Origin of the sequence: Pedobacter ginsengisoli (assembly GCF_030244015.1) — a bacterium.
GTDB lineage: Bacteria > Bacteroidota > Bacteroidia > Sphingobacteriales > Sphingobacteriaceae > Pedobacter > Pedobacter ginsengisoli.
Genome location: NZ_JASSYX010000001.1, coordinates 367,201 through 389,742, shown reverse-complemented (window position 1 = coordinate 389,742; position 22,542 = coordinate 367,201). Strand labels below are relative to the sequence as shown.

Here is a 22,542-nt window from a genome sequence, read left to right as displayed (position 1 = left end):
GCCTCACTATGGCAAAAATATCCATCAACCTGGCTACAGGTTCATTTCAGCAGGAAGAGATCATCGTCGGAATTGACCTGGGGACCACCAACAGTTTAGTTGCCTTTATCAATCCCGATAAAAACCCACAGGTCATCAATGACACCGGGAAAGGACTTTTAGTCCCATCCGTCGTACACTTCAATGCGCAGGGAGATGCCCTGGTAGGAAATGATGCCAAAGAATTCCTGATCACCGACCCCGCCAATACCATTTTTTCCGTAAAACGGTTACTCGGCAGATCTTATAAAGACGTCGCTGCACACCAGGACACCTTTTCTTATAAAATCATAGACGACGAAAGTGATTCCCTGGTCAAGATCAAAGCCGGCGATAAATTTTACACCCCTATAGAACTCTCCGCAGAGATCCTGAAAGAACTCAAAGCAAGAGCAGAACACGCACTGAAAACCCCTGTAAACAGAGCTGTAATTACGGTTCCGGCATATTTCAATGACAGTCAGCGCCAGGCTACCCGCGATGCCGGAAAACTCGCCGGGCTCGATGTACTGCGGATCGTAAATGAACCTACCGCCGCAAGTCTGGCTTACGGACTAGGCCTTGACCCGGCACAGCAAAAAACAATTGCTGTATACGATCTGGGGGGTGGGACATTTGATGTATCCGTACTCTCCATACAAAACGGAATATTTGAAGTTCTGTCTACCAACGGCAATACTTTTCTCGGCGGGGATGATTTTGACCGTGCCATTGTCTACTACTGGATAGAAAGCAATAAGCTGGATAAAGAAGCTGTTACAAAGGATTCCGGGTTAATGCAGTCTTTAAGACTTAAGGCAGAAGAAGCGAAAAAGGCACTCAGTACCCAAAGCCTTTACAACGAGAAGCTACGCTTTGACGGGTTCGAAGAAGTTAAGCCCGGTGAGATCTGGTGCACACTGGACAAACAGACCTTTGAAAACCTTATCGCCGGTAAAGTAGCAGAAACCATAGCTTCCTGTAAACTGGCCTTATCAGATGCCAAACTGACCACAGCAGAAATTGACGAAGTGGTCCTGGTTGGAGGTTCCACCCGCAGCCCTTACGTGAAGCAGCAGGTTGCCGCATTTTTTCAGCGTGAGCCGCATGATCAGATCAACCCGGATGAGGTAGTGGCGCTTGGTGCAGCCATACAAGCCGATATCCTGGCGGGCAACCGTTCAGATATTTTATTACTTGACGTTACCCCCCTTTCCCTGGGTATAGAAACCATGGGTGGACTGATGGATGTGATCATCCCGAGAAATGCTAAAGTGCCCACAAAAGCCGGAAGGCAATACACCACTTCACTGGACGGACAGGTCAATATGAAAATCTCTGTTTATCAGGGAGAAAGAGACCTGGTACGGGAGAACAGAAAACTCGCAGAATTTGATCTAAAGGGAATCCCTCCCATGCCTGCCGGCCTGCCTAAAGTAGACATCAACTTTATTCTCAATGCCGATGGCATACTTACCGTACAAGCCATTGAACTCAGGTCCGGCGTAAAGCAGGAAATAGACATTACCCCGAGCTACGGACTTACAGATGACACCGTAGAAAAGATGCTGATCGACAGCATTACCCACGCAAAAAGCGATGTGGACCAGCGTATGCTGATTGAAGCCAGAAGCGAAGGCGAACAATTGGTCTATACTGCACAGCGCTTTTTAGATAAACACGCCTCCTACCTAAGCACGGATGAGATTAAAAATACCAAAATACATATCGAAAACCTACAGCAAGCTTTGGAAAAAGCAGAAAAAGATGAGATACTAAAAAAAGCCGACGAGCTGAATGAGTTCACCCGCCCATTTGCGGAACGCGTTATGGACGTTGCTGTTTCTGCAGCAATGAAAGGTAAAAGCATCGACAATTAACACCATGTAGATTTCCTGATCTAATTTAGCGGATGAAACGAATATTTTTATCCGCTAAACTTACATTTGGTTGCTGCATTGCATTGCTGCTCTTAAACTCCTGGGGTTTCTTTGCCCACATGGAGATCAACCGGCTTGCCGTATTTACGCTGCCAAAAGGCATCAGCAGGTTTTACAAATCAAATCTCAAATACCTGTCAGATCATGCAGTAGACCCCGATAAACGCAGATATGCAGATACAACAGAAGCCCCAAGGCATTACCTGGATGTCGAACTCTATGAGAACTGTATAGACAGTATTCCCAGAAAATGGGATGATGCAGTAGGCAGATATGGTTTAAACAGACTCCATCAAAACGGTATCCTTCCCTGGCAGATCCAAAAAAGCTATTACAAACTGGTCAGTGCATTTAAAGAACGTGACTCCGCCAAAATACTCATTTACTCCGCCTATCTTGGACACTACGTAGCCGATGCCCATGTGCCCCTGCACACCACGAAAAACCACAACGGACAGCTGACCGATCAAATTGGGATCCATGCCTTTTGGGAAAGCAGGTTACCGGAACTGTTCAGCAAAAATTACAATTACCTGGTCGGGAAGGCACAGTATATAGAAAACCCTTTAACAGAGGCCTGGAAGATCGTCACGCACACACATGGCCTGGTCGATTCCGTTTTAAAGTGTGAAGCAGAACTTTATCAGACATTCCCGGCGTATAGAAAATATAGTTATTCAGAAAGAAGAGACCAGGTATTGAAACAATACTCCAAAGCCTATTCCAAGGCGTATCACGATAAAATGAACAACATGGTAGAACGGCAAATGCGTTCAGCTATATATAAAACAGGTTCATTCTGGTATTCCGCCTGGATAGATGCCGGTCAGCCAAACCTTGAAGATTAAACTTTCACATCCTCCTTGATCACAGCTTTCTTTTTGAACTTCGACCTCAGTGCAGCAAATATCGCCGGGAAAAAGGTCACTACAGCAATCAGTACGATTACCACATCAAAATTGGCTTTTACCACAGGGATCTGTCCAAGCAGATATCCTGCCATCAGCAAACTGGTGATCCATGCAACACCGCCGATCACATTGAAAAAAGTAAATCTGCCAAACGGCATTTTAGCCACACCGGCAACAAACGGAGCAATAGTCCTGAATATCGGCAGGAAGCGGCTGAATATAATGGCCTTACCGCCGTGCTTTTCAAAAAATTGGTGAGACTGGTTATAATACTCCAGCTTTAAGATCCTGTTCTTCTCATTAAAAACTTTGACGCCCAGGTAAGTACCCAGCCTGTAATTTAGCGAATTGCCTAATATTGCCGCGATGATCAGTAAAAAAAGCATCACCCAGACACTTAACCCAGTGTTTCCACCAGCGATTAAGGTACCCATTGCAAACAGTAAAGAATCCCCGGGTAAAAAAGGGGTAACAACGAAACCTGTTTCAGCAAAAATAATAAGGAACAGAATTGCGTAAGTCCAGTTCTGATAATCTCTGATGATCTCCTCCAGGTGCTTATCAATGTGCAGGATGAAATCAAGTAAAAAAGTGAAAAATTCCAAGTTTTTATAAATTAAGCCCAAAAGTAAAAATATCACGGCAATAACCATGATATTTTTAAACCTTATAATGTCATAATTAATTTTGGATGATCACATGGCTTACCAGCACCTTCTCAGAAGGGCCGTCCAACCATACCGTATAATTTTTACCGGCCTTTAGATTTAAATCCATAATGAGTGGATCTGTAACCCCCGTGGCATTGGCTTTAATCTTTGTTCCCGGATCAACTTCAAAGTATGGAGATGAGGCTGCAAAGCCAATTCCCGTACTCAGCACTTTTCCATCAACACCATCTTCAACCACAGTAAAATTAATAAAGTTTTCCAGAGAATTATTGAGGTGGAGAAACCTTACCTTAGCCTTGCCGGCCACCACAGTATTGTCGTCATATTTTATACCTGCTGCGAGTGCACCATTGTCCCTGCGTTCCAGCAACTTAAAATAAAAGACAGTGAATTCCGCTCCGATCTCAAACTTTCCGCCTATACCGGCGTTACCGGTACCGTCCGTTGTACCCATATCCGCGAAAGCAAAAGCATTATCTCCGGAAGTGCTGGTATAATAAGGCGAGAATTGTCCATAGATCAGCGCTACAGAATTTGGCACTTTGACGCCCCTAACGAACATATCCTGCGGCTTAGAAGTTTGCACGGCATTTACAAATCTTACTTTGATGTCCCCTACAGGTTCAGGAGGATCCTGTTTCACACAAGAGGCGAACAATACGATTAAACCCAGATAAAGTAGTCTTTTTTTCATTGATACATAGTTTAATTTAATGTAAACGTAAGAAATATGGTATTCGCTACACACAGCACCGCTCATTTTTACGCTTATAACAAATATACCAAAAACAACAATGGCCCGGCAATATACCGGGCCATTTCACATATTTTAACAAATGTTAGTTATAACTGTTCAGCATGACCGGCATGACGAGCATCAAAACGTCCTCATTTTCATCATTGGTCTGAGGGATTAATAATCCGGCGCGGTTTGGCGTAGAAAGTTCCAGAGTAACTTCCTCACCACTCAGATTGCTCAGCATTTCAATCAGGAATTTGGCGTTAAATCCAATCTCAAGGTCTTCACCTTCATACTGACAGCTCAAACGCTCATGCGCTTCATTGGCAAAATCCAGATCTTCAGATGAAATGTTCAGCTCACTGCCGCTGATTTTCAGGCGTACCTGGTGGGTAGTTTTATTGGCAAAAATAACAACCCTGCGCAGTGTGTTCAGGAACAGCGCCCTGTCAATCACCAGTTTATTGGGGTTATTGACAGGAATAACTGCCTCATAGTCAGGATAACGCTCATCAATCAGACGGCAAACCAGGTTAATATTCTCAAACTTAAAGAAAGCACTGGTCGCATTATAATCCACAGATACATTTACATCAGTAGAAGGCAATGCCGCCTTCAATAAGGTCAAAGCTTTTTTAGGCAGGATAAAAGACGATGATTTATCAGCTTTGCTGTCGGTACGTCTGTACCTGACCAGTTTATGCGCGTCTGTTGCTACAAAAGTGATGTGCTGGTCTGACAACTGGCAAAAAACCCCTGTCATTGCCGGGCGAAGCTCATCGCTGCTCACAGCAAAAATGGTTTTTGTAATTGCTTCAGTGAGCACAGAAGCCGGTAGATTTACCGAGGACGCATTTTCAACCACAGGGATCTTAGGAAAATCATCCCCATTCTCACCACTCAGCTTATATTTACCGTCACCCGCACTGATCTCGATAGAAAAAGTGCTGTCATCAATATTAAATGAAATGGGCTGATCCGGTAAAGTCTTTAAAGTATCCAGTAATATTCTCGCAGGAACAGCAACTTTTCCTCCTTCTTTAGATTCAACAGGCAAAGAAGTCGTCATACTGGTCTGCAGATCCGTAGCAGATATGGTTAAACTTCCATCTTTAATTTCAAAAAGGAAATTTTCTAGTATAGGCAATACAGTACTGCTGCTTGACGCACCATTTACTGTTTGCAAATGTTTTAATAACGTTGATGTGGATACAATAAATCTCATAATATGATTTAGTCAGTTCTCAAAAATATAAAAATTACCTTGCATACTTATGCTTGCGGTAATAATGTTGAAAAATTGCAAACAATATTAACAATAATATCGGTGCGCCGACATTGATCAGCTGCCACTGCAATTTTTCTGTACGCAAACGGGCCCTGTCCAATAACCTGATCCTGACTTCTTTATTGCGCAGAGCGATCAAATTATGATCATTACAAAGATAATCGGCAATATTCAGCAACAGCGCCTTATTTCCATAAGTGCGTCCTGTATACCTGTCAAAACCCAGGAGAAAAGCAGATCCGTCGCGGTTACTCACCTGATTTTTGAACACATCCCCATCCCCGATCACGATCATTTTATTTGGTTTGCTCTGCGCGGGTGCTCCATAATTTTCAGAAATGCCCTGAGGCAGAGGCCTGTTCAAAAATACAGAAGGAAAAACACCCTCAACCAGTACTCCTGCAGAAGCCGGAACACTGGCATACGCTTTTGGATCAGGCTGTTCAGCCACCATCTGCAAAGTAAGCAGCTTAGGTGCAGCATGGACCTTGTTAAATGCCGAACTCTTCAATATGACCTGTTTGCTAAGCCCCTTCACGCCTATCGTGTCTACCGTACTTACAAACTGACCCAGCACCCCATCTATGTTCTTGACCAGATTATGCGTGGTATCCGGAATCAGCAAAGGATAATATACCCAGGGTGCCATCTGGATCTGTCCCTGCTGTCCGCCGCCCGTACTCAGCGGAATCTCCGCACAATTGGCATCTGCGATCAGGTTATAATTGATACGCGTGCCGTACATGAACAACATGTCGTCGAGGTTCAGTTTTCTATTGAAAGCAAGCTGTTCGCCCGTCCGCCCCATGCTGTCCAGTTCTGCTCCTACCTGGTCAATACACCAGACCACCCGGCCGCCATTCATCACAAAATAGTTGATCTTGTATTTTTCAGCTTCCGTAAACTCTTTTTGGGGTTTGACGATCATCAGCATTTTCAGCTTGTCCAGACCCTGCTTATCGATCACATTCAGGTCGACCCTGCCCACTTCATAACTGCCGGACAAGCCTTTAATCGCATCATGCAGCTGCAGATCCGGCAACTCGCCGTTGCCCTCCGTAATTCCGATCCTCGGATGCTGACCGCTCAAAACCTTTTGAATGGCCGATGTAAAAACATATTCCAGGTTCTGAATAGAATTGTTGATGTTCTCCTCATAATTCCCCATGGCATCCATATTCTGGAGCAGTTTTACCGGCAGCTGTTTGCCGTCCCCCTCCACTATAGCCATCGGAAAAATGGTCTTTTGTGCAAAGCCGGCATCATTTTTAATGTTGAGCGTAGTCGGCTCGATCCCCAGCTGATAGAGGTTATTGATCACCGTATCCTGATCACCGGCGCTTAATCCGGCTATAGGATCAACAAATACAACTTTGAACGAAGCGCCCGAATAAGCCTTATAATCGGCCAGCAGGTCTTTGGTCGCACTGCGCAACCGTTTGAACGCTGCCGGCAGGTCACCATCCAGAAAGACGGTAATGATGATTTCTTTATCCAGGCCTTTTAAAACCGACTTTGACTGCGCTGTCAGTGTAAATCTTTTCTCTTTGGTAAAATCTATTCGTGTATAGACCTGCTGCGCAATGACGTTCAGCATCACCAGCGCAGCGATAAAAGCCAGCGGCACTATAAATTTTCTCATCCCTGACTTTACCATTTTCTGCCCCCCAGTACGAGCCTGGTCAGCCCCAAAAACACGCAGACCACCGTGATAAAATAAACCAGGTCCCGCGTATCCAAAACGCCTCTGCTGATGGATTGATAATGCTCATTTACACTCAGGCCCAAAAACAAGCCCTCCAGAGCACGCAGCGCAAAGATTTTGCTCATGGCATCAAAGCCAAGATAGGCGATAAAGCAGATGAATACCGAAACCGCAAAGGCGATCACCTGGTTGCCCGTCAGTGAAGAAGCAAATATGCCAATGGCAGTAAAGGCAGCACTCAGCAGCAGCAGTCCTATATAAGAACCGGTTACCGCACCGGTATCCACATTGCCGGCCGGAAGGCCCAGCTGGTATACCGTATAGTAATAGATTAAAGTGGGCAGCAGCGAAAAGGCTACGAGAACAAAACAGGAAAAATACTTTGCCAGAATGATCTGCCAGTCTGAAAGCGGTTTGGTCGCGAGCAGGATATAGGTACCTTCTTTCCGCTCTTCAGCAAATGACCGCATGGTAATGGCTGGCACAAGGAACATAAACAGAAAAGGCGCCAGGCTAAAAAACCCGGTCAGTTCCGCATATCCGTATTCCAGAATAGAAGTCTCGGGAAAAAACCACAGCAACAGGCCGGATGCCAGCAAAAATATACCAATCGTGACATAAGCCATCAATGAGTGGAGTGAGCTAAATAATTCCCGTTTGAAAACTGCGTACATGTACTACTATTGAATATCCTGATTTATAAATATCGGTCTTTAAAAATTAAACCCGGCCCTCAGGCCAGCAAAGGAGCGTGTACCATTACTTCTGGACCAGCCTTCATACCGGACACCAAAATCCAGCGATTGCCTTTTAGCTATAGGAAACTCCGCTCCAATACCTGGTGAATAAGCAAACGCCGTTCCCGTCCCCGAGCCATTAGCAGTAGATATCGCGACACCCGCCTCGGCAGCTCCATAAATGTAATCTGTAAAAAAATATTTCAGTCCTGCCTTAATGGGCACATACCCTTCTCTGAACTTCACCCCGACAAAAACTTCCTTACCGTTGAACCTCAGGTAGCCCGCATTCACGGTGAGCCTCAGATTTTCCGCCAGCGGGTGCTGATAAAGCAGCGAACCACCCACGCCGTAATTGGCTGCATCGCTATAGGAGCCTAATGGGAAAGCAAAATCAACACCTATTCCCAATTTAGGCCCATCGTCGTTAGATTGTGCATTCACTTTTAAAAAACAAGCAAGGCCAATAAAGGCAGTCATTAAAATTATCTTCTTCATAGAACTCTAAAAATCCAAATCTACAAAAAAAAGCCCCGATGTTAAATCGGGGCCTTTTCATTCTATTAAATAATTTCTGGACTACAAACCGAAGTTCCAGGCCAGTCTCAGACCGATGAAAGAAGAAGTTCCGTCATTTGACCATCCTTCATAACGTCCGCCGAGTTCAATAGTAGATTTATCGGCTACCGGAAATTCAACACCTACTCCAGGAGCATAAGCAAAGGCGGTACCGCTGGCACCATCGCCTGTTGCAAAAACAGCACCGAGCTCACCACCTACATAGATGTTTTCTGCAAGGAAATACCTTAGACCAGCTTTTACAGGTATAAATCCGGCAGAACCAAGGCTAATTGTCCCTATCTCTGTATCAATATCTTTTCCCTGAAAACTTAAATAACCGGCGCTACCAGTTAAATTCAGCTTGTCGGCGATTGGATGCTGATAAAGTAAAGAGCCACCTACACCAAATTTGTAACCGTCACCGAAATCTCCCATTGGAAATCCGAATTCTGCGCCAATGCCTAATTTAGGTCCTGACATTGCTGCGTCCTGAGCTTTTACAGTTGAAAATGTAAAAATACCCGCGATTGCTGTTAGTAAAATTAATTTTTTCATGCTTGTTTAATTTAAATGTGTTTAAATAATTAAAGTCCTTTGACGCAAAAACGTTGCCAATCGTTACAGTAAGTTATCAACATTTAAACAAAAATAAGTCAAATTCGATGCTGTGTTCAAGTATAGCTCAATAAATCATGCAGTTGACTTTTTACTTTGAGAAGTCAGTTTTCGGAATTTTTATCCCCCTGTATACGGAATGTCGCCATTTTAATTCAGCAGTGTAGGATTTTTCAGAGACTTTAAAATGAGTAGCCAACTCCAGCAGAAAATACGCGGTGATTTAGTTCTCCCTCACTGGAGCGAATAATATTGGCAAGACCAAAGCCGTAACCCGCATGGATATTAAATCCGTTGCTAAGCTGAAAGCCGCCAAGTGCATTTATGCCATAATCAGGGCGTTTATTCTCATTGTCAAAATCGACATCATCTGACTCAGAGAAATTCTCCTCCAGGCCACCGCTGGTTAAAGTGCCTGTCAGTTTGTTTTTTCCAATAACAGCCATACCAAAATAAGGTCCGGCCCCAAGAAATATTTTATGCGCTCCTACCGGAATATTTAAAACTGCATTTATCGGAATTTCGAGGTACATTAAATTTTGCTTCAATGTTCCTCTAAAAGTTTTGCCTTCTTCTGTCCCTGATGCCCCGAATTTAGCGCCTTTACCAACAAACATGAGGCCTGTCTGAATTGATACGACGCCTCCGACCGGAACATCTGCAGTAATACCAGCATAAAACAAGCGGTTTGATGAAACCCCGTTCTCCTCTACGTCCGGAGTTGAATAAGTTGGAAAAGTTGCCCCTGCCTTAATGGTGTATTTCACAGGATTCTGGGCTGATGCAGTAAGTGCAGCACCAGCGATCACCGTTGATAGTAATAGTTTTTTCATTTTTTCACGTTAATTTAAATGAGATTAATCTATGAGCTATAAAGACTAGCTTATGACAGCTAAAGTAAATGTATTTTTTCTGTAAGAGAAATTTAACTGCATTTTAAAGACCTCAAAGAGCGTTCAGGCTGTTAATATCTTGAAAATACTTTCCAGAGCAGCACCGGTATGTGCGTCCTTCAGGCTTTTTATTGAATCGTTTGCTACGATCCGTCCCTTGCTGATGATCACAATATCATCGCACAAAGCCTCCACTTCCTGCATAATATGCGTAGACAGGATCAGGGTCTTGTCTCTGCCCAGTTTTTTGATCAGCTCCCTGATCTCAGCAAGCTGATTGGGATCCAGCCCCGAAGTTGGTTCATCAAGTATCAGCACTTTAGGATCATGGATGATGGCCTGTGCCAATCCCACGCGCTGCCTGTACCCTTTAGACAGCATACTGATCTTTTTATGTGCCTCATCTTTCAGCCCAACCTGTTCCAATGCCAGTTCAACTTTACGTTTCGGCTCAACCAGTCCGTAGGCCTCAGCAGCAAAAGTCAAAAACTCCTTAACATACATGTCAGTATATAAAGGTGTGTTTTCCGGAAGGTAACCGATAATACGTCTCACTTCCATACTTTGCAGCTGTGCATCAAAACCGCAGACCTCAGCCCTTCCGGAGTCGGGTTTCAGATAACCTGTGAGCATGCGCATGGTCGTCGATTTCCCTGCGCCATTTGGCCCTAAAAACCCGAGTATCCTGCCAGGAACAGCCTCAAAGCTAATCCCGTCAACCGCTTTTTGGCCCTTATAATCTTTCGATAAATCCTTTACCCTGATACTCATACCCAAAAGTAGAAAAATCACCCCTGCAATCATGAAAACCATTAACAATTTTTTCTAAGTTTGCATCACTATGGCAAAAAACACTAACGACGAGCAATTTAAGAATGTAATATCACATGCTAAGGAATATGGTTTTGTATTTCAGAGCAGCGAAATATATGATGGACTCAGCGCTGTATACGATTACGGGCAGTTGGGTGCCGAACTAAAAAACAACATCAAAACCTACTGGTGGAAGGCCATGGTACAAATGCATGAAAACATTGTAGGCATCGATTCCGCCATATTTATGCATCCGAAAGTATGGAAAGCCAGCGGCCACGTAGACGGCTTCAACGATCCGATGATCGACAACAAGGATTCGAAAAAACGCTACCGTGCCGATCAGTTATTAGAAGATAAAATAGCCCGTTATGAAAAAGACGGCAAAACAGATAAAGCAGCAAAACTGCAGGCCGACATGGATGACGCCCTCAAAGCTGAAAACCTGCAGCTGCTGAAAACGCTGATTGAAGAAAATGACATCGCCTGCCCGGTTAGCGGCACCAAAAACTGGACGGAAGTACGCCAGTTCAACCTGATGTTCAGCACCCAGTTTGGCGCCATGGCTGAAGGTTCTGAAGAAGTCTACCTGAGACCTGAAACCGCACAGGGCATTTTCGTCAACTTCCTCAATGTGCAGAAATCAGGAAGGATGAAGATCCCATTTGGTATTGCACAGATCGGCAAGGCCTTCAGAAATGAAGTGATCGCCCGACAGTTCATCATGCGTATGCGCGAGTTTGAGCAAATGGAGATGCAATTTTTTGTACGTCCGGGAGAAGACCAGAAATGGTTTGCTTACTGGAAAGAAGCCCGTTTAAAATGGCACAAAGCACTGGGCACGCCGGCAGAAAAATACCGTTACCATGACCATGTAAAACTGGCTCACTATGCAAACGCGGCTACTGATATCGAATTTGAATTTCCATTTGGATTTAAAGAAGTAGAAGGTATCCACAGCCGTACAGACTTTGATCTTTCGCAGCACCAGGAATATTCCGGTAAGAAAATGCAGTATTTTGATAACGATCTGAACGAAGAAGGCAAGCCATATGGCAATTACATCCCGTATGTGATCGAGACCTCTATCGGCCTGGACCGGATGTTCTTACTGACTTTGATCAATGCTTTTGAAGAAGAAGACCTGAGCACTGAAGACAAACAGGACAGCAGAACTTTACTGCGCCTGCACCCTTGCCTGGCCCCTGTTAAAGTAGCCATTTTCCCGCTGACCAAAAAAGACGGCCTGCCGGAAAAAGCAAGAGAGATCATGAACAGCTTAAAGCTGGACTTCAACTGTATTTATGAAGAGAAAGATGCCATCGGCAAACGCTACCGCCGTCAGGATGCCATAGGCACACCATTCTGCCTGACCATCGATCATCAGACTTTAGAAGACGATACGGTTACCATCCGTCACCGCGACACCATGGAGCAGCAGCGTATAGAGATCAAGGACCTGTTTGACATCATCGGCAATAAAGTAAGCTGGAAAAACTTGTTGAGGTAAGCTGAATTGCAAGAGATCAGATCAGCTGAATTGCAAAACAGCAAACAGCAATATATTTTAACGATGAGCCGATTAGCTACCCTAATCGGCTCATTTATTTTCTCTTTGATATTTTATCGCTTTTGACGGGTTACAAATTCAGATCATAAGATACGCTACGCCCCGCCCCGGTCGCCAGCAGCAAACCCAACTCGGTCAGTTCCTGCAGATCACGGGTTGCGGTCGCTTTAGATGCCCGGGTAATAGAGATGTACTTCTTAGCCGTCATCCCACCTTTAAACCCGTCAAAACCCGCATCCAGCATTTTATTCACTGCTTTCAGCTGTCGCTCATTTAACCGCCCGATATGCTTATCGAAAAACTTAGTTTTTATTAGTGTAAAATTTACAAGGGACTTAGCTTCACGCTGGGCTGTCAGTGCTGTAAATACAAAATACTCCAGCCATTCAGAAATTTCATTATTAAGCTGTGCCATTTCCAGCGCTTTATAATAATTGCTTTTATTGGCCTCGATGCTCTTGGAGAGACTCAGCATGACTGGCCTGCCCAGGGTCTGCGACAATGCTTTTTCTGCTATAGCCCTTCCGACACGTCCGTTCCCGTCTTCAAAAGGATGGATAGATTCAAAATACAAATGGGCAATAGCCGCCCTGACAGGGGCACTGCTGATCTCCAGGCTACCATCGGGACCTGTTGCATTGAACCAGTCTATAAAATGTTTCATCTCCTGCGGAACCACTGCAGAAGGAGGTGCCTGAAAGTGGATTTTCTCAGAGCCAATACTCCCTGATATGACCTGCATAGGCTCATCACCTGCACGCCATTTCCCTGTGTTAATGCCCTTAACGGCACCCAACAGTAATTTATGCCATTCCCATAGTTTTTTTATAGTGAGTTCTTCTTTAAATGAACCTCTGACATCGACCATCAGCTTTCCAATTCCGGCAGCTTTTTGATCATGCACGATCTCCGGAACGGCAGTCAGACCAAGATTATTTTTTATGGACGACATGACATCCTGCCTGCTCAAAAACTCTCCTTCTATTTCAGAGGTTTTGATCGCTTCCGAAATCATGGTTTGCAGCAAAGCTTCCTGCTGCACATCATCAGGAAGCGCCTTTAGTATTCCGCTGACTTCACCTGTTTCCAAAGCAAAAGCATACAACATACCCTCAATTTTTTTAAGGTTATAACTAAAGTTTGGCCAGTCCGGAAGTTCCCAGTTGTATTTCATGAGCCGATTAAATTTACTAATCGGCTCAAATATAAGCAAAAAATGAGCCGATTAGTAAATTTAATCAGTTCAGCTAGTTGATTGCTGATTTCGGCAGGGTTATTCAAAACATACCACTGTTACTACGCAATCTGTAAACTATTCTCTCTTTATCCCGGCACACTGACCCGCCCCAAATACTGACTATCCGACTGCCTGCTCCTGTCAGCTGCCACAAAACCAATATAAACATCCAGTTCTGTTCCTTTAAAGTAAGCGGGCAATTCAACAGTTAGTGTCCCTTCTCTGCGAAAAGGGCCGTCGAATATCAGCGACTTACTCTTATAGGCAACCGGATCATAAATCAGCAGCATCAGCTGATCTGATTTGATCTCATACGGCAATTCAGCCGCATTCCAGTCGATACGCATTTGGAGCGGCTCGACAAGCGTAACCGACGGATCGACCGCAACCGGCAGGTCACCCCCACTGATCCTGAACAAAGCAGGATCGATATAAAAGCCCGCATCATCAGATACCAGGGCAACCTTACGCGTATAGGCCACAGCAGCCCTGAATCCACCTGTTTTGGTATAATAGTTTTTAAAACCAACCTTTAGCAGGTCTTTTAAATCTTCCAGGTAATCCTGTACGAGTTTAAATTTTTTCTGGTTCAGCCGCTCCGCATCCGTATATGTTTTTTTACGCGGCAAGCCACGCATGTATGCTTCATCGCCAATCATATAGCCCACTACGGCTCCTGCCTTTCCGCTAAACGCGCCTAAAATCCCATTCTTTATTCTTGCCATTTTTTTATATTTAATGCTAACCCCCTGCTTCTTTCCTTTTACCTTTCGGGCCTGATGATTGCAGCATAAAAATACATAAAATAGATGATTAGTATATCATAATAAGATAATAATTATATCAACGACCCTGTTATCACCCTGTTAAGACCCTGTTACTACCCTGTTCAAATATTGTTAGTTCTGAACAGTAATACCGCCCTACCTTAACCATTGTGCTCTGGCCTGGCTTTTGTATGCCCATAAACATGAAGCATTTTTTGATCAGTATTGCAGTTTCCATTTTCTCTTTTTTGTCTTCGGCGATCAGCAGCAGCACCCCGGCCAGCGATAAAAATTATGCTGCGCTATCAAACCGTGAAAGCTGGTCCAAAGAAGAACTGACACTGGCCAATACAGCCGGTGATAAAAAATACCTTACACCCGAAGAGCGTGACTTCATCATGTATACCAACCTGATCCGGATGAACGGAGAGAAATTCTTCAATACTTTTTTCCAGGATTATGTTGATGCGCATAACAAACGAATGGCCCAGTATGCCAATTACAATTCACTAAAGATCAGCAGGACAGATAAATATTATAAAAGTCTTGAAAAGGATTTGAAGGACATCAGAGATTTGCCTGTATTCTGGCCCGATGAGGCCCTGAGCTGGGTGGCCAGGCAACACGCAAAGGACATGAACAGGTACAACTATGCAGAACACCAGTCGCGCGACGGCCGCTCCGTCAGGGACAGGATCAGCCAGATGTATCCAAGACGGGCGATGGGCGAAAACCTGTCATTTGGCTTTGCGACAGGCCTTGGCAATGCCTGTATGCTGATACTGGACAAGGGTGTCTCTAATCTTGGGCACAGAAAGCTGATACTCGATACTTCTTATGAGCTCAATTTTGTGGGCGTAAGCATACAGCCGCACAAGGGTTACAAATACTGCGCGGTAATGGATTTTGTCGCCCTGCCCAAATAAATGCCTGCCCCTAAGCTGATAGCCTGCTAGTCGCCGTTATACCATTGATGTTTGTCGATCCTTGTAATTTCCGGCTTTCCGATATTGTTTAAAAAACGCCTGGCACCGACTATAGTAGGCACTTGTGAACGGTCATAATTTGCGGCCCCGGGAAGCAGGCTGCTGATCATCACCATACCGGCCGACTGGATGAATTCCCCCTTGCCCATGTAAATGGCTGTGTGAGTGACCCGTCCGCCGCTAATCCCTCTTCTCTTTGAAGCTGAAAAGAACAGCAAATCTCCGGGCTGCAGGTTTTTCAGGCATTTTTCGGTACTGAGCTTATCATTGTCCATAATGTCTACTGCCGTCCCTGCCAGGACTTGCTGGGAAGCGTCTCTCGGGATGATAATGCCGTTTAAAAAGTAGCTGGTCTTGGTAAAGCCGCTGCAGTCCACTCCTTTCACCGAAGTACCGCCCCAGAGGTAAGGTACCCCGATCATGGTTTTGGCTGTGGTTAAAATGTCATCTGCTTTCGGATCAGGTTTGCCAATCCACTCTTTATAAGGCTGCAATTGGTCTTTCTCAATATACCCGGGCCGGCCGTCAGGAAACACAACCTGGTAAAATTTACCCTGTTTTGTTTTTACTTCCAGTATATTTCCGGCCACCAGATCAGATACCCTGGAAGATTTCACAGAACTTTCACTATAAGCATGGCCTGCGTCGGCTGTAAATATCACCTTCTCCGCAGTCTGCCATCTTTTAAAATGCGCCAGGTCCATGAGCGCGATTGCCTGCCTGTCTGTATAGGACAAATAACCATCGGGGCTGCGCACCAGGTAAAACGGCCCTTCCTTTTTCAGTACCCGCACAGGGGTGCCGAGGACGAGCTGGGTGACCATCTCTGCGGAGTTGCGCGGGTTGCTTCTATTATTGGTGACGGACAGATTGGCAATCCCATAAGTCTGCGCGCCCAGTGAACTGTCGGGCAGCAGATTTTGAACCACTTTTAACCCTTTAAGTGTTTTGGCCGACTGAACATACTCCTTTAATGCTGCTTCAGAGGTACTCTCTACAATCAGGGAATCTGATTTTATAATTGTCCTGAAAAAAACAGAACGCTTGTCGGGTGCATGTTTCTGCTGTATTTCCGCAGCCAGGTTCTTGTAAACAGTGGTATCAGTTTGCCCATCAGCAGTAACTGCCGCCAGCATACCGCACATCCATAAAGCCAAAAAAATCCTGTTCATTTATTTTTATCGTTTTGAATGACTAAGATAGCTATCTGCCGGGCTTGCTTTGAAAAATAACAATTAATTTACCTTTAGATGAGTCATTTGTGTTAATTTAATATTAACACATCGTTACCATTACTTAAATTTGCGCCCATAATTTCGGGCAAATTGAAAACAACAGCAAGTACGGCGTTAAATCTATATATTTCACTGGCATACCGTTTCCTGATCATACTGGTCATCTATACTTTCTGCAGGGTCGGTTTTTATCTGTTTAATTCAGGCCTTTTTCAGCACATTTCTTTTGTAAAATACCTGCGGATCCTTTATGGCGGTGTAAAATTTGACGTTTCCGCCCTGCTTTACATCAATTCCGTATTCATTCTGCTCCATGTGCTCCCCGCCCCCTTCAAGTACGGGGAAACTTACCAGAAATTTTGCAAGTGGCTCTTTATCGTCACCAACAGCATCGGCATTGCGGCCAATCTGGCTGATTTTGCTTATTATAAGTATACTTTAAAACGCACCACCGCTACCGTATACAGCCAGTTCAAAAATGAGCAGAACAAGCTCAAGCTGACGGGGGATTTTTTGGCAGATTACTGGTACCTGCTCCTGCTTTTTGCCTTGCTTGTGTGGCTGCTGATCAAGGCTTATGATGTGGTCAAAGTTAAAAAGGCCCAGCGTTTTGGCTGGCCTGCCTACCTTTTTCAGACGGTTTTAATGCTGGCTATCGCTGTCGCCTGCCTCACTGGCATCAGGGGTGGCTGGGGCTTTGGTACCCGGCCCATTACACTGAGCAATGCCGGCGAGTATGTGGACACGCCTGACCAGATGAGCCTGGTACTGAACACACCTTTTAGCATCTTCAGGACACTCAAAGCCTCTAAGCTCAAGCATTTGGATTTTTATGATGAAAAAACCCTGGCTTCGATTTACAACCCCGTGCACCTGCCGGCAGATACCGGTCATTTCAAAAAACTCAATGTGGTTTTTCTGATCATTGAAAGTCTTGGGAAGGAACACGTGGGCAGTCTCAACAAAGATCTGGCGGGCGGCAAGTACAAGGGTTATACGCCTTTTATCGATTCACTGGTAGCGCAGAGCTACACCTTTACCCATACTTATGCCAATGGCCGCAAGTCCATTGACGCCATTCCTTCGGTCATCACCGGCATTCCCTCTATCCGGGAGCCTTTTGTATTGTCTATTTACTCGGGCAATAGAACCACCAGCATTGCCAAACTACTGGGCGATGAAGGATACGAAACTGCTTTCTTTCACGGAGCACCCAACGGTTCCATGGGTTTTTCTTCTTATACGCACCTTGCCGGCATCAAACATTACTTCGGGCAAAATGAATATAAGAAAACGGGGGATTCTGATGGTACCTGGGGGATCTGGGACGATCCGTTTATGCAGTACATGGCACAGACCATGAATACCTTAAAACAGCCTTTCTTTTCCAGTTTCTTTTCTTTGTCTTCGCACCATCCGTTCAGGCTGCCCGATGAATATAAAGGTAAGTTTCCTAAAGGACCGCTCCCGGTACAGGAAGTGATCGGTTATACAGATATGGCCCTCCGGAACTTTTTCAGGACAGCTTCCGGCATGCCCTGGTTTAAAAACACCCTTTTTGTGCTCTGTGCAGACCATGCGACTGTTTCTTATTTTCCGGAATACCAGACCACTCCCGGTTATTTTTCGATACCTATTCTCTTCTATTACCCTGGCGGGGACCTAAAAGGAAAGACGGACAAGCTGGTGCAGCAGATCGATATCATGCCTACTGTCTTAAATTATTTACATTATGACAAACCATATTTCGCATTGGGTTTTGATGCTTTTGCAAAAGGTAATGATAACTTTGTGGTGAACAACAACGACGGAAATTTCAGCTTTTACCAGGGAGATTATATGCTGACCAATGACGGAAAGGAAAATACCGCACTCTATAATTTAAAGACAGACCGGCTGACCCATAACAACATATTGCAAAAAGAACCGTTAGTAGCTGATAAAATGGGGAAATTTCTGAAGGCTTTTGAGCAGCAATACAACAACAGAATGATAAACAATACTTTAACTGCAAAATAAAAGGATGCGCAAAGCCTTATTGAGAATCATTGACTTCTTCTATCCTCCTTTTTCGCGCTGGTTATCTTTACATACTTTCAGGTATCTTGCTTCAGGCGGCACAACTGCGTCCTCAGCGATTGTTTCTTATTATATTGCTTACAACTGGATCCTGCATCAGAAGAACATTTATGTTGAGTTTCCTTTTCTGCCGAAAATGATTACTGCGCACGTAGCTGCACTGGTCATCAGTACGGCCTGTACTTTCCTGGTTGGGTTCGTGCTCAATAAATACCTGATCTTCACAGAGTCCAATTTGAAGGGCAGGATTCAGATCTTTCGGTATGCTGTGGTGTTCCTGTTAAATTTTATGATCAACTACGGCATGATCAAGTACCTGGTGGAGGGCCTGCATTTCTACCCTTCCATTTCACAGGCAATTATTACTGTTGTGTTGTCTTTAATGAGCTATTTTCTGCAAAAATACTTCACTTTCAGGGTAAAAAAAGTTTAATTTCCTGTTTTGGGGTAAACAAGCCGCTTTTATTTGTTATCCTTTGACGTTAGGCTTAACTTAGCCGCGTTTTCAATTTGATCAGGCGATGAACGATTTTAATGACTTTAACAATCCACAGGTAGCCAAACTGCCAAGGCACCTGCAACAGTTTATTGTAGAGCAGCGTTATGAAAGGTATACTCCTGTAGATCAGGCAGTATGGCGTTATGTGATGCGGCAGAACTATAGTTATTTAAAACACGTTGCTTATTATCCTTACATTAAAGGCTTGCAGCGTGCGGGTCTGAGTATCGAACACATTCCGGATCTGCAGACCATGAACGACAACCTGGGCAAAATAGGCTGGGGTGCGGTTACGGTAGACGGATTTATTCCTCCTGCGGCCTTTATGGAGTACCAGGCCTACCGGGTGCTGGTCATTGCGGCTGATATCCGCCAGATCAATCACATTGAGTACACACCAGCTCCGGATATCATTCATGAATCGGCGGGCCATGCGCCGATCATTGCTGATACAGATTACAACAATTACCTGAGTTATTTTGGCTCTATAGGCGCCAAAGCGATGTTTTCATCCAAAGATTTTGAGCTTTATGAAGCCATCCGCCACTTGTCTATCTTAAAGGAAGCACCGGACGCACCGGCGCAGGAAATTGCCCGGGCAGAGAAACAACTGGAACTGATTTCCGAAAACATGGGTGAGCCTTCTGAAATGGCCTTGCTGGGCCGACTGCACTGGTGGACAGTAGAATATGGCCTGATCGGCACGCTGGAAAATCCAAAGATCTACGGGGCGGGCCTGCTCTCTTCCATTGGCGAGAGTTCCTCCTGTATGAAACCTGAAGTAGAAAAATTGTGGTACAATATGGATACTGTCAATTATGCCTACGACATCACCAAGCCGCAGCCTCAGCTCTTTGTAACAGAGACCTTCCAGAACCTGATTGATGTTTTGGAGGCTTTTGCAGATACCATGGCTTTCAGACGCGGCGGTTCGGAAGGTATTGTGAAGGCGATTGAATGCAAAAACCCTGCAACGGCTGTTTACAGTTCAGGCCTGCAGGTCACGGGTATATTTACAGACATGGGTCTGGACCAGCAGGATGAGCTTACTTTTCTGAGGACTTCAGGGCCTTCAGCTTTGGCTTATGAAGGCAGGCAGCTGGAAGGACATGGTAAATTTTACCATAAGGACGGTTTTTCATCGCCGGTCGGCAAACTTAAGGGGATTGACAGGGCGATTGAGGATATGGACATCCTTATGCTGATAAATTGTGGAATCAGGCCAAACCATATTGCCGTTCTGGAATTTGAGAGCGGCATTACTGTAAAGGGCCTGGTGACCATCATTCATCAGCATAAGGATGGCCGGACCTTTATGATCACACTGGAAGATTGCACGGTTAAGGAAAGCAATGGCAACATTTTATTTCAGCCGGACTGGGGGGTATATGATATGGCTGTCGGCCAAAAGATCGTTTCGGTATTTAACGGCGCAGCCGACAAGGATGCTTACGAGGAGCCCACCCATGTGAGCGACAAGCAGACGCATAAAATTGTATACGATGAGAAAACGGCTAAACTGCACCAGATCTATAAACAGGTAAGGTCAATAAGAGAAAAAGAGCTTGGATTTGAAGAATTGCCGGCACTTTTTGATGCCCTGAAAAAAAACCACCGCGACGACTGGCTTTCTGCTCTCGAGATATTGGAGATCCTGCACCATAGAGGGCTGTATCCTGAACTGGAAAAAGAGATCCGTGTGTACCTGGAACTGAAATCCTCAGCTGAGCCTGAACATACGAAATTAATTAATGACGGATTGCACGTTATTGAAAACCCGGTTTTGCAGCTGATTACAGAAGAAGATTAGAACAGATTTTGATATACATCCCGTCATTGCGAGGTACGAAGCAATCTCCTTTATGATGAGATTGCTTCGTACCTCGCAATGACGAAAACAATAAAACAGGAAATGAACATAATACTAACAGGTGCCAGCAGTGGAATTGGCTTTGAAGCTGCATTAGAATTTACACTCAGCAAGGAAAACAAAGTGGTCTGCATTGCCAGATCAGCAGACAAGCTGCGCAAGCTCCTGGAGATCGCCAGGGGAATTAATCCGGACTGTATTTTATTTCCCGTCGAATTTGACATTGTAAATGACGACTATGCTGCTCTTGTTCCCTTTTTGAAAGAACACCTGGGCAATGTAGATATCCTGATCAACAATGCCGGAGCTTTGATCAACAAGCCCTTTCTGGAAACTTCTGCCGCTGATATGTACCAGATGTTTGAGAGTAATGTAATAGGGCATTTTAATATGATCCAAAATATCCTGCCTTTAATGGGCACAGGCGGCCATATTGTAAATATCGGCAGTATGGGCGGTTTTCAGGGCAGTGTTAAATTTCCCGGACTTTCTGCGTATTCTTCTTCTAAATCTGCGCTGCATACACTGACGGAGTGCCTGGCCTATGAGCTGGCTGATACCGGCATAAAAGTAAACTGCCTGGCGCTGGGATCGGCGCAGACGGAGATGCTGGAACAGGCATTTCCGGGCTATGAATCGCCGGTCATGGCATTTGAAATGGGCAAGTACATTGCTGATTTTGCGAGAACAGGGCACAAGTTTTTCAACGGAAAAACCCTCCCTGTGGCCGTAACAACACCATAACCGCCATTTTATCAACATTTCTTAGGGTTAAAAATAATTTTAATACCTTTAGCATTGTGGGCTTGCACATAACTGCAATTAAATAAGATCCTATTGATGAGAAAAACCATTGTCCTGTTTACTGTTTTATTGGTTGGTACGTTTGCGGCAAAATCGCAGACCACTATTCCGGCAGAATACCAGGAAATGGTGGACAAGCTTTCCAAACAACTGGTCAGCCCGCCCCTAAAAGATCAGGAAGCCACATCAACCAGCAAGATCATTGAATTTGCGAAATCGATGATCGGTATCAGGTACCGGGCGGCTTCCAGCAGCCCAAGCAGGGGCTTTGACTGTTCCGGTTTTGTTAATTATGTGTTCAGCAATTTTGGTTTTAAGGTACCCCGCTCTTCAAGGGACTTTGCAGCAAGCGGCGACGCGGTAAAGCTGGAAGATGCCAAGATCGGAGATGTCATCCTGTTTACCGGGACAAACAGCAGGTCACGCAGGCCGGGACATGTAGGTATTGTTTATTCAATAGATGGTGATGAGATTAAATTTATACATTCTTCTTCCGGCAGTGCCAGGGGGGTAACCATTACCAGTCTAAACGAGGGCTTTTATAAAAAACGCTTTTTAAAGGTGATCAGCATTTTTTAGATCGCTTTGTTGCCGCGTTTTCTCC

Annotated in this window: 21 protein-coding genes; 9 read left to right on the top strand and 12 right to left on the bottom strand. The window is 44.8% G+C overall.

Annotated features, from left to right (window positions below):
- Window positions 1-8: 8 nt before the first annotated feature.
- Both dnaK and QEP08_RS01595 read left to right on the top strand, forming a co-directional pair.
- Window positions 9-1,898, top strand: a complete 1,890-nt coding sequence (gene dnaK / locus QEP08_RS01600; RefSeq protein WP_285054986.1) for a molecular chaperone DnaK — start codon at window positions 9-11, stop codon at window positions 1,896-1,898.
- A 32-nt stretch (window positions 1,899-1,930) separates the two neighbouring features.
- Window positions 1,931-2,806 carry a zinc dependent phospholipase C family protein gene (locus tag QEP08_RS01595; protein WP_285054985.1) on the top strand — a complete coding sequence of 292 codons (876 nt, stop codon included), beginning with the start codon at window positions 1,931-1,933 and terminating at the stop codon, window positions 2,804-2,806.
- On the opposite strand, the gene QEP08_RS01590 is transcribed toward QEP08_RS01595, so the two are convergent.
- The 9 genes from QEP08_RS01590 to QEP08_RS01550 form a co-directional block, all read right to left on the bottom strand.
- A complete protein-coding gene (locus QEP08_RS01590; protein ID WP_285054982.1) occupies window positions 2,803-3,474 on the bottom strand; it encodes a DedA family protein in 672 nt (223 codons plus the stop codon). The two genes, QEP08_RS01595 and QEP08_RS01590, sit on opposite strands and share 4 nt — an antisense overlap.
- A 76-nt stretch (window positions 3,475-3,550) precedes the next feature.
- Window positions 3,551-4,234: a DUF4397 domain-containing protein gene (locus QEP08_RS01585; protein ID WP_285054980.1), complete on the bottom strand. Its 684-nt coding sequence runs from the start codon at window positions 4,232-4,234 to the stop codon at window positions 3,551-3,553.
- Window positions 4,235-4,379: 145 nt separating this feature from the next.
- Window positions 4,380-5,504 (bottom strand): DNA polymerase III subunit beta, encoded by a 1,125-nt coding sequence (gene dnaN / locus QEP08_RS01580; RefSeq protein WP_285054978.1) that lies wholly within the window; start codon window positions 5,502-5,504, stop codon window positions 4,380-4,382.
- A gap of 34 nt (window positions 5,505-5,538) precedes the next feature.
- Entirely contained in the window at window positions 5,539-7,209 is a 1,671-nt protein-coding gene (gene gldG, locus QEP08_RS01575; RefSeq protein ID WP_349019017.1) for a gliding motility-associated ABC transporter substrate-binding protein GldG, read from the bottom strand.
- An 8-nt stretch (window positions 7,210-7,217) separates the two neighbouring features.
- Window positions 7,218-7,946 (bottom strand): gliding motility-associated ABC transporter permease subunit GldF, encoded by a 729-nt coding sequence (gene gldF / locus QEP08_RS01570; protein ID WP_285054973.1) that lies wholly within the window; start codon window positions 7,944-7,946, stop codon window positions 7,218-7,220.
- A gap of 39 nt (window positions 7,947-7,985) precedes the next feature.
- On the bottom strand, window positions 7,986-8,507 hold the full coding sequence (locus QEP08_RS01565) for an outer membrane protein (RefSeq protein WP_285054971.1): 522 nt from the start codon (window positions 8,505-8,507) through the stop codon (window positions 7,986-7,988).
- A gap of 81 nt (window positions 8,508-8,588) precedes the next feature.
- Window positions 8,589-9,125 (bottom strand): outer membrane beta-barrel protein, encoded by a 537-nt coding sequence (locus QEP08_RS01560; RefSeq protein ID WP_285054970.1) that lies wholly within the window; start codon window positions 9,123-9,125, stop codon window positions 8,589-8,591.
- A 242-nt stretch (window positions 9,126-9,367) separates the two neighbouring features.
- Window positions 9,368-10,018: a porin family protein gene (locus tag QEP08_RS01555; RefSeq protein ID WP_285054969.1), complete on the bottom strand. Its 651-nt coding sequence runs from the start codon at window positions 10,016-10,018 to the stop codon at window positions 9,368-9,370.
- A gap of 123 nt (window positions 10,019-10,141) precedes the next feature.
- Window positions 10,142-10,849: an ATP-binding cassette domain-containing protein gene (locus QEP08_RS01550; RefSeq protein WP_285054968.1), complete on the bottom strand. Its 708-nt coding sequence runs from the start codon at window positions 10,847-10,849 to the stop codon at window positions 10,142-10,144.
- Between the two features lie 70 nt (window positions 10,850-10,919).
- On the opposite strand from QEP08_RS01550, the gene QEP08_RS01545 reads away from it, so the two are divergent.
- On the top strand, window positions 10,920-12,401 hold the full coding sequence (locus tag QEP08_RS01545; protein WP_285054967.1) for a glycine--tRNA ligase: 1,482 nt from the start codon (window positions 10,920-10,922) through the stop codon (window positions 12,399-12,401).
- 130 nt (window positions 12,402-12,531) lie between these two features.
- Here QEP08_RS01545 and QEP08_RS01540 read toward each other — a convergent pair whose 3' ends face one another.
- Together QEP08_RS01540 and QEP08_RS01535 are read right to left on the bottom strand one after the other, a co-directional pair.
- On the bottom strand, window positions 12,532-13,635 hold the full coding sequence (locus QEP08_RS01540; RefSeq protein WP_285054965.1) for a Fic family protein: 1,104 nt from the start codon (window positions 13,633-13,635) through the stop codon (window positions 12,532-12,534).
- 149 nt (window positions 13,636-13,784) lie between these two features.
- Window positions 13,785-14,423, bottom strand: a complete 639-nt coding sequence (locus tag QEP08_RS01535) for a DUF6266 family protein (protein ID WP_285054963.1) — start codon at window positions 14,421-14,423, stop codon at window positions 13,785-13,787.
- A 245-nt stretch (window positions 14,424-14,668) separates the two neighbouring features.
- Between QEP08_RS01535 and QEP08_RS01530 the strand changes: the two genes are divergently transcribed.
- Window positions 14,669-15,391, top strand: a complete 723-nt coding sequence (locus QEP08_RS01530) for a CAP domain-containing protein (RefSeq protein WP_285054961.1) — start codon at window positions 14,669-14,671, stop codon at window positions 15,389-15,391.
- A gap of 26 nt (window positions 15,392-15,417) precedes the next feature.
- Here the strand turns inward: QEP08_RS01530 and QEP08_RS01525 are convergent, their stop codons facing one another.
- Window positions 15,418-16,623, bottom strand: a complete 1,206-nt coding sequence (locus QEP08_RS01525; RefSeq protein WP_285054958.1) for a C40 family peptidase — start codon at window positions 16,621-16,623, stop codon at window positions 15,418-15,420.
- Between the two features lie 153 nt (window positions 16,624-16,776).
- On the opposite strand from QEP08_RS01525, the gene QEP08_RS01520 reads away from it, so the two are divergent.
- The 5 genes from QEP08_RS01520 (at window position 16,777) to QEP08_RS01500 (ending at window position 22,517) form a co-directional block, all read left to right on the top strand.
- Complete coding sequence (locus QEP08_RS01520) at window positions 16,777-18,705, top strand: LTA synthase family protein (RefSeq protein ID WP_285054955.1); 1,929 nt, start codon at window positions 16,777-16,779, stop codon at window positions 18,703-18,705.
- 4 nt (window positions 18,706-18,709) lie between these two features.
- Window positions 18,710-19,198 carry a GtrA family protein gene (locus tag QEP08_RS01515; protein ID WP_285054952.1) on the top strand — a complete coding sequence of 163 codons (489 nt, stop codon included), beginning with the start codon at window positions 18,710-18,712 and terminating at the stop codon, window positions 19,196-19,198.
- Between the two features lie 88 nt (window positions 19,199-19,286).
- Window positions 19,287-21,074: an aromatic amino acid hydroxylase gene (locus tag QEP08_RS01510; protein WP_285054949.1), complete on the top strand. Its 1,788-nt coding sequence runs from the start codon at window positions 19,287-19,289 to the stop codon at window positions 21,072-21,074.
- 102 nt (window positions 21,075-21,176) lie between these two features.
- Window positions 21,177-21,878, top strand: coding sequence for an SDR family NAD(P)-dependent oxidoreductase (locus QEP08_RS01505; protein ID WP_285054946.1), 702 nt, complete (start codon window positions 21,177-21,179; stop codon window positions 21,876-21,878).
- 96 nt (window positions 21,879-21,974) lie between these two features.
- A complete protein-coding gene (locus QEP08_RS01500) occupies window positions 21,975-22,517 on the top strand; it encodes a C40 family peptidase (protein WP_285054944.1) in 543 nt (180 codons plus the stop codon).
- Window positions 22,518-22,542 lie beyond the last annotated feature (25 nt).

Bases quoted from the DNA above. Each gene is read 5' to 3' on its own strand.
- dnaK (WP_285054986.1), top strand. From the start codon at position 9: ATGGCAAAAATATCCATCAACCTGGCTACAGGTTCATTTCAGCAGGAA.
- QEP08_RS01595 (WP_285054985.1), top strand. From the start codon at position 1,931: ATGAAACGAATATTTTTATCCGCTAAACTTACATTTGGTTGCTGCATT.
- QEP08_RS01585 (WP_285054980.1), bottom strand. From the start codon at position 4,234: ATGAAAAAAAGACTACTTTATCTGGGTTTAATCGTATTGTTCGCCTCT.
- dnaN (WP_285054978.1), bottom strand. From the start codon at position 5,504: ATGAGATTTATTGTATCCACATCAACGTTATTAAAACATTTGCAAACA.
- gldG (WP_349019017.1), bottom strand. From the start codon at position 7,209: ATGAGAAAATTTATAGTGCCGCTGGCTTTTATCGCTGCGCTGGTGATG.
- gldF (WP_285054973.1), bottom strand. From the start codon at position 7,946: ATGTACGCAGTTTTCAAACGGGAATTATTTAGCTCACTCCACTCATTG.
- QEP08_RS01565 (WP_285054971.1), bottom strand. From the start codon at position 8,507: ATGAAGAAGATAATTTTAATGACTGCCTTTATTGGCCTTGCTTGTTTT.
- QEP08_RS01560 (WP_285054970.1), bottom strand. From the start codon at position 9,125: ATGAAAAAATTAATTTTACTAACAGCAATCGCGGGTATTTTTACATTT.
- QEP08_RS01555 (WP_285054969.1), bottom strand. From the start codon at position 10,018: ATGAAAAAACTATTACTATCAACGGTGATCGCTGGTGCTGCACTTACT.
- QEP08_RS01550 (WP_285054968.1), bottom strand. From the start codon at position 10,849: ATGAGTATCAGGGTAAAGGATTTATCGAAAGATTATAAGGGCCAAAAA.
- QEP08_RS01545 (WP_285054967.1), top strand. From the start codon at position 10,920: ATGGCAAAAAACACTAACGACGAGCAATTTAAGAATGTAATATCACAT.
- QEP08_RS01540 (WP_285054965.1), bottom strand. From the start codon at position 13,635: ATGAAATACAACTGGGAACTTCCGGACTGGCCAAACTTTAGTTATAAC.
- QEP08_RS01535 (WP_285054963.1), bottom strand. From the start codon at position 14,423: ATGGCAAGAATAAAGAATGGGATTTTAGGCGCGTTTAGCGGAAAGGCA.
- QEP08_RS01530 (WP_285054961.1), top strand. From the start codon at position 14,669: ATGAAGCATTTTTTGATCAGTATTGCAGTTTCCATTTTCTCTTTTTTG.
- QEP08_RS01525 (WP_285054958.1), bottom strand. From the start codon at position 16,623: ATGAACAGGATTTTTTTGGCTTTATGGATGTGCGGTATGCTGGCGGCA.
- QEP08_RS01515 (WP_285054952.1), top strand. From the start codon at position 18,710: ATGCGCAAAGCCTTATTGAGAATCATTGACTTCTTCTATCCTCCTTTT.
- QEP08_RS01510 (WP_285054949.1), top strand. From the start codon at position 19,287: ATGAACGATTTTAATGACTTTAACAATCCACAGGTAGCCAAACTGCCA.
- QEP08_RS01505 (WP_285054946.1), top strand. From the start codon at position 21,177: ATGAACATAATACTAACAGGTGCCAGCAGTGGAATTGGCTTTGAAGCT.
- QEP08_RS01500 (WP_285054944.1), top strand. From the start codon at position 21,975: ATGAGAAAAACCATTGTCCTGTTTACTGTTTTATTGGTTGGTACGTTT.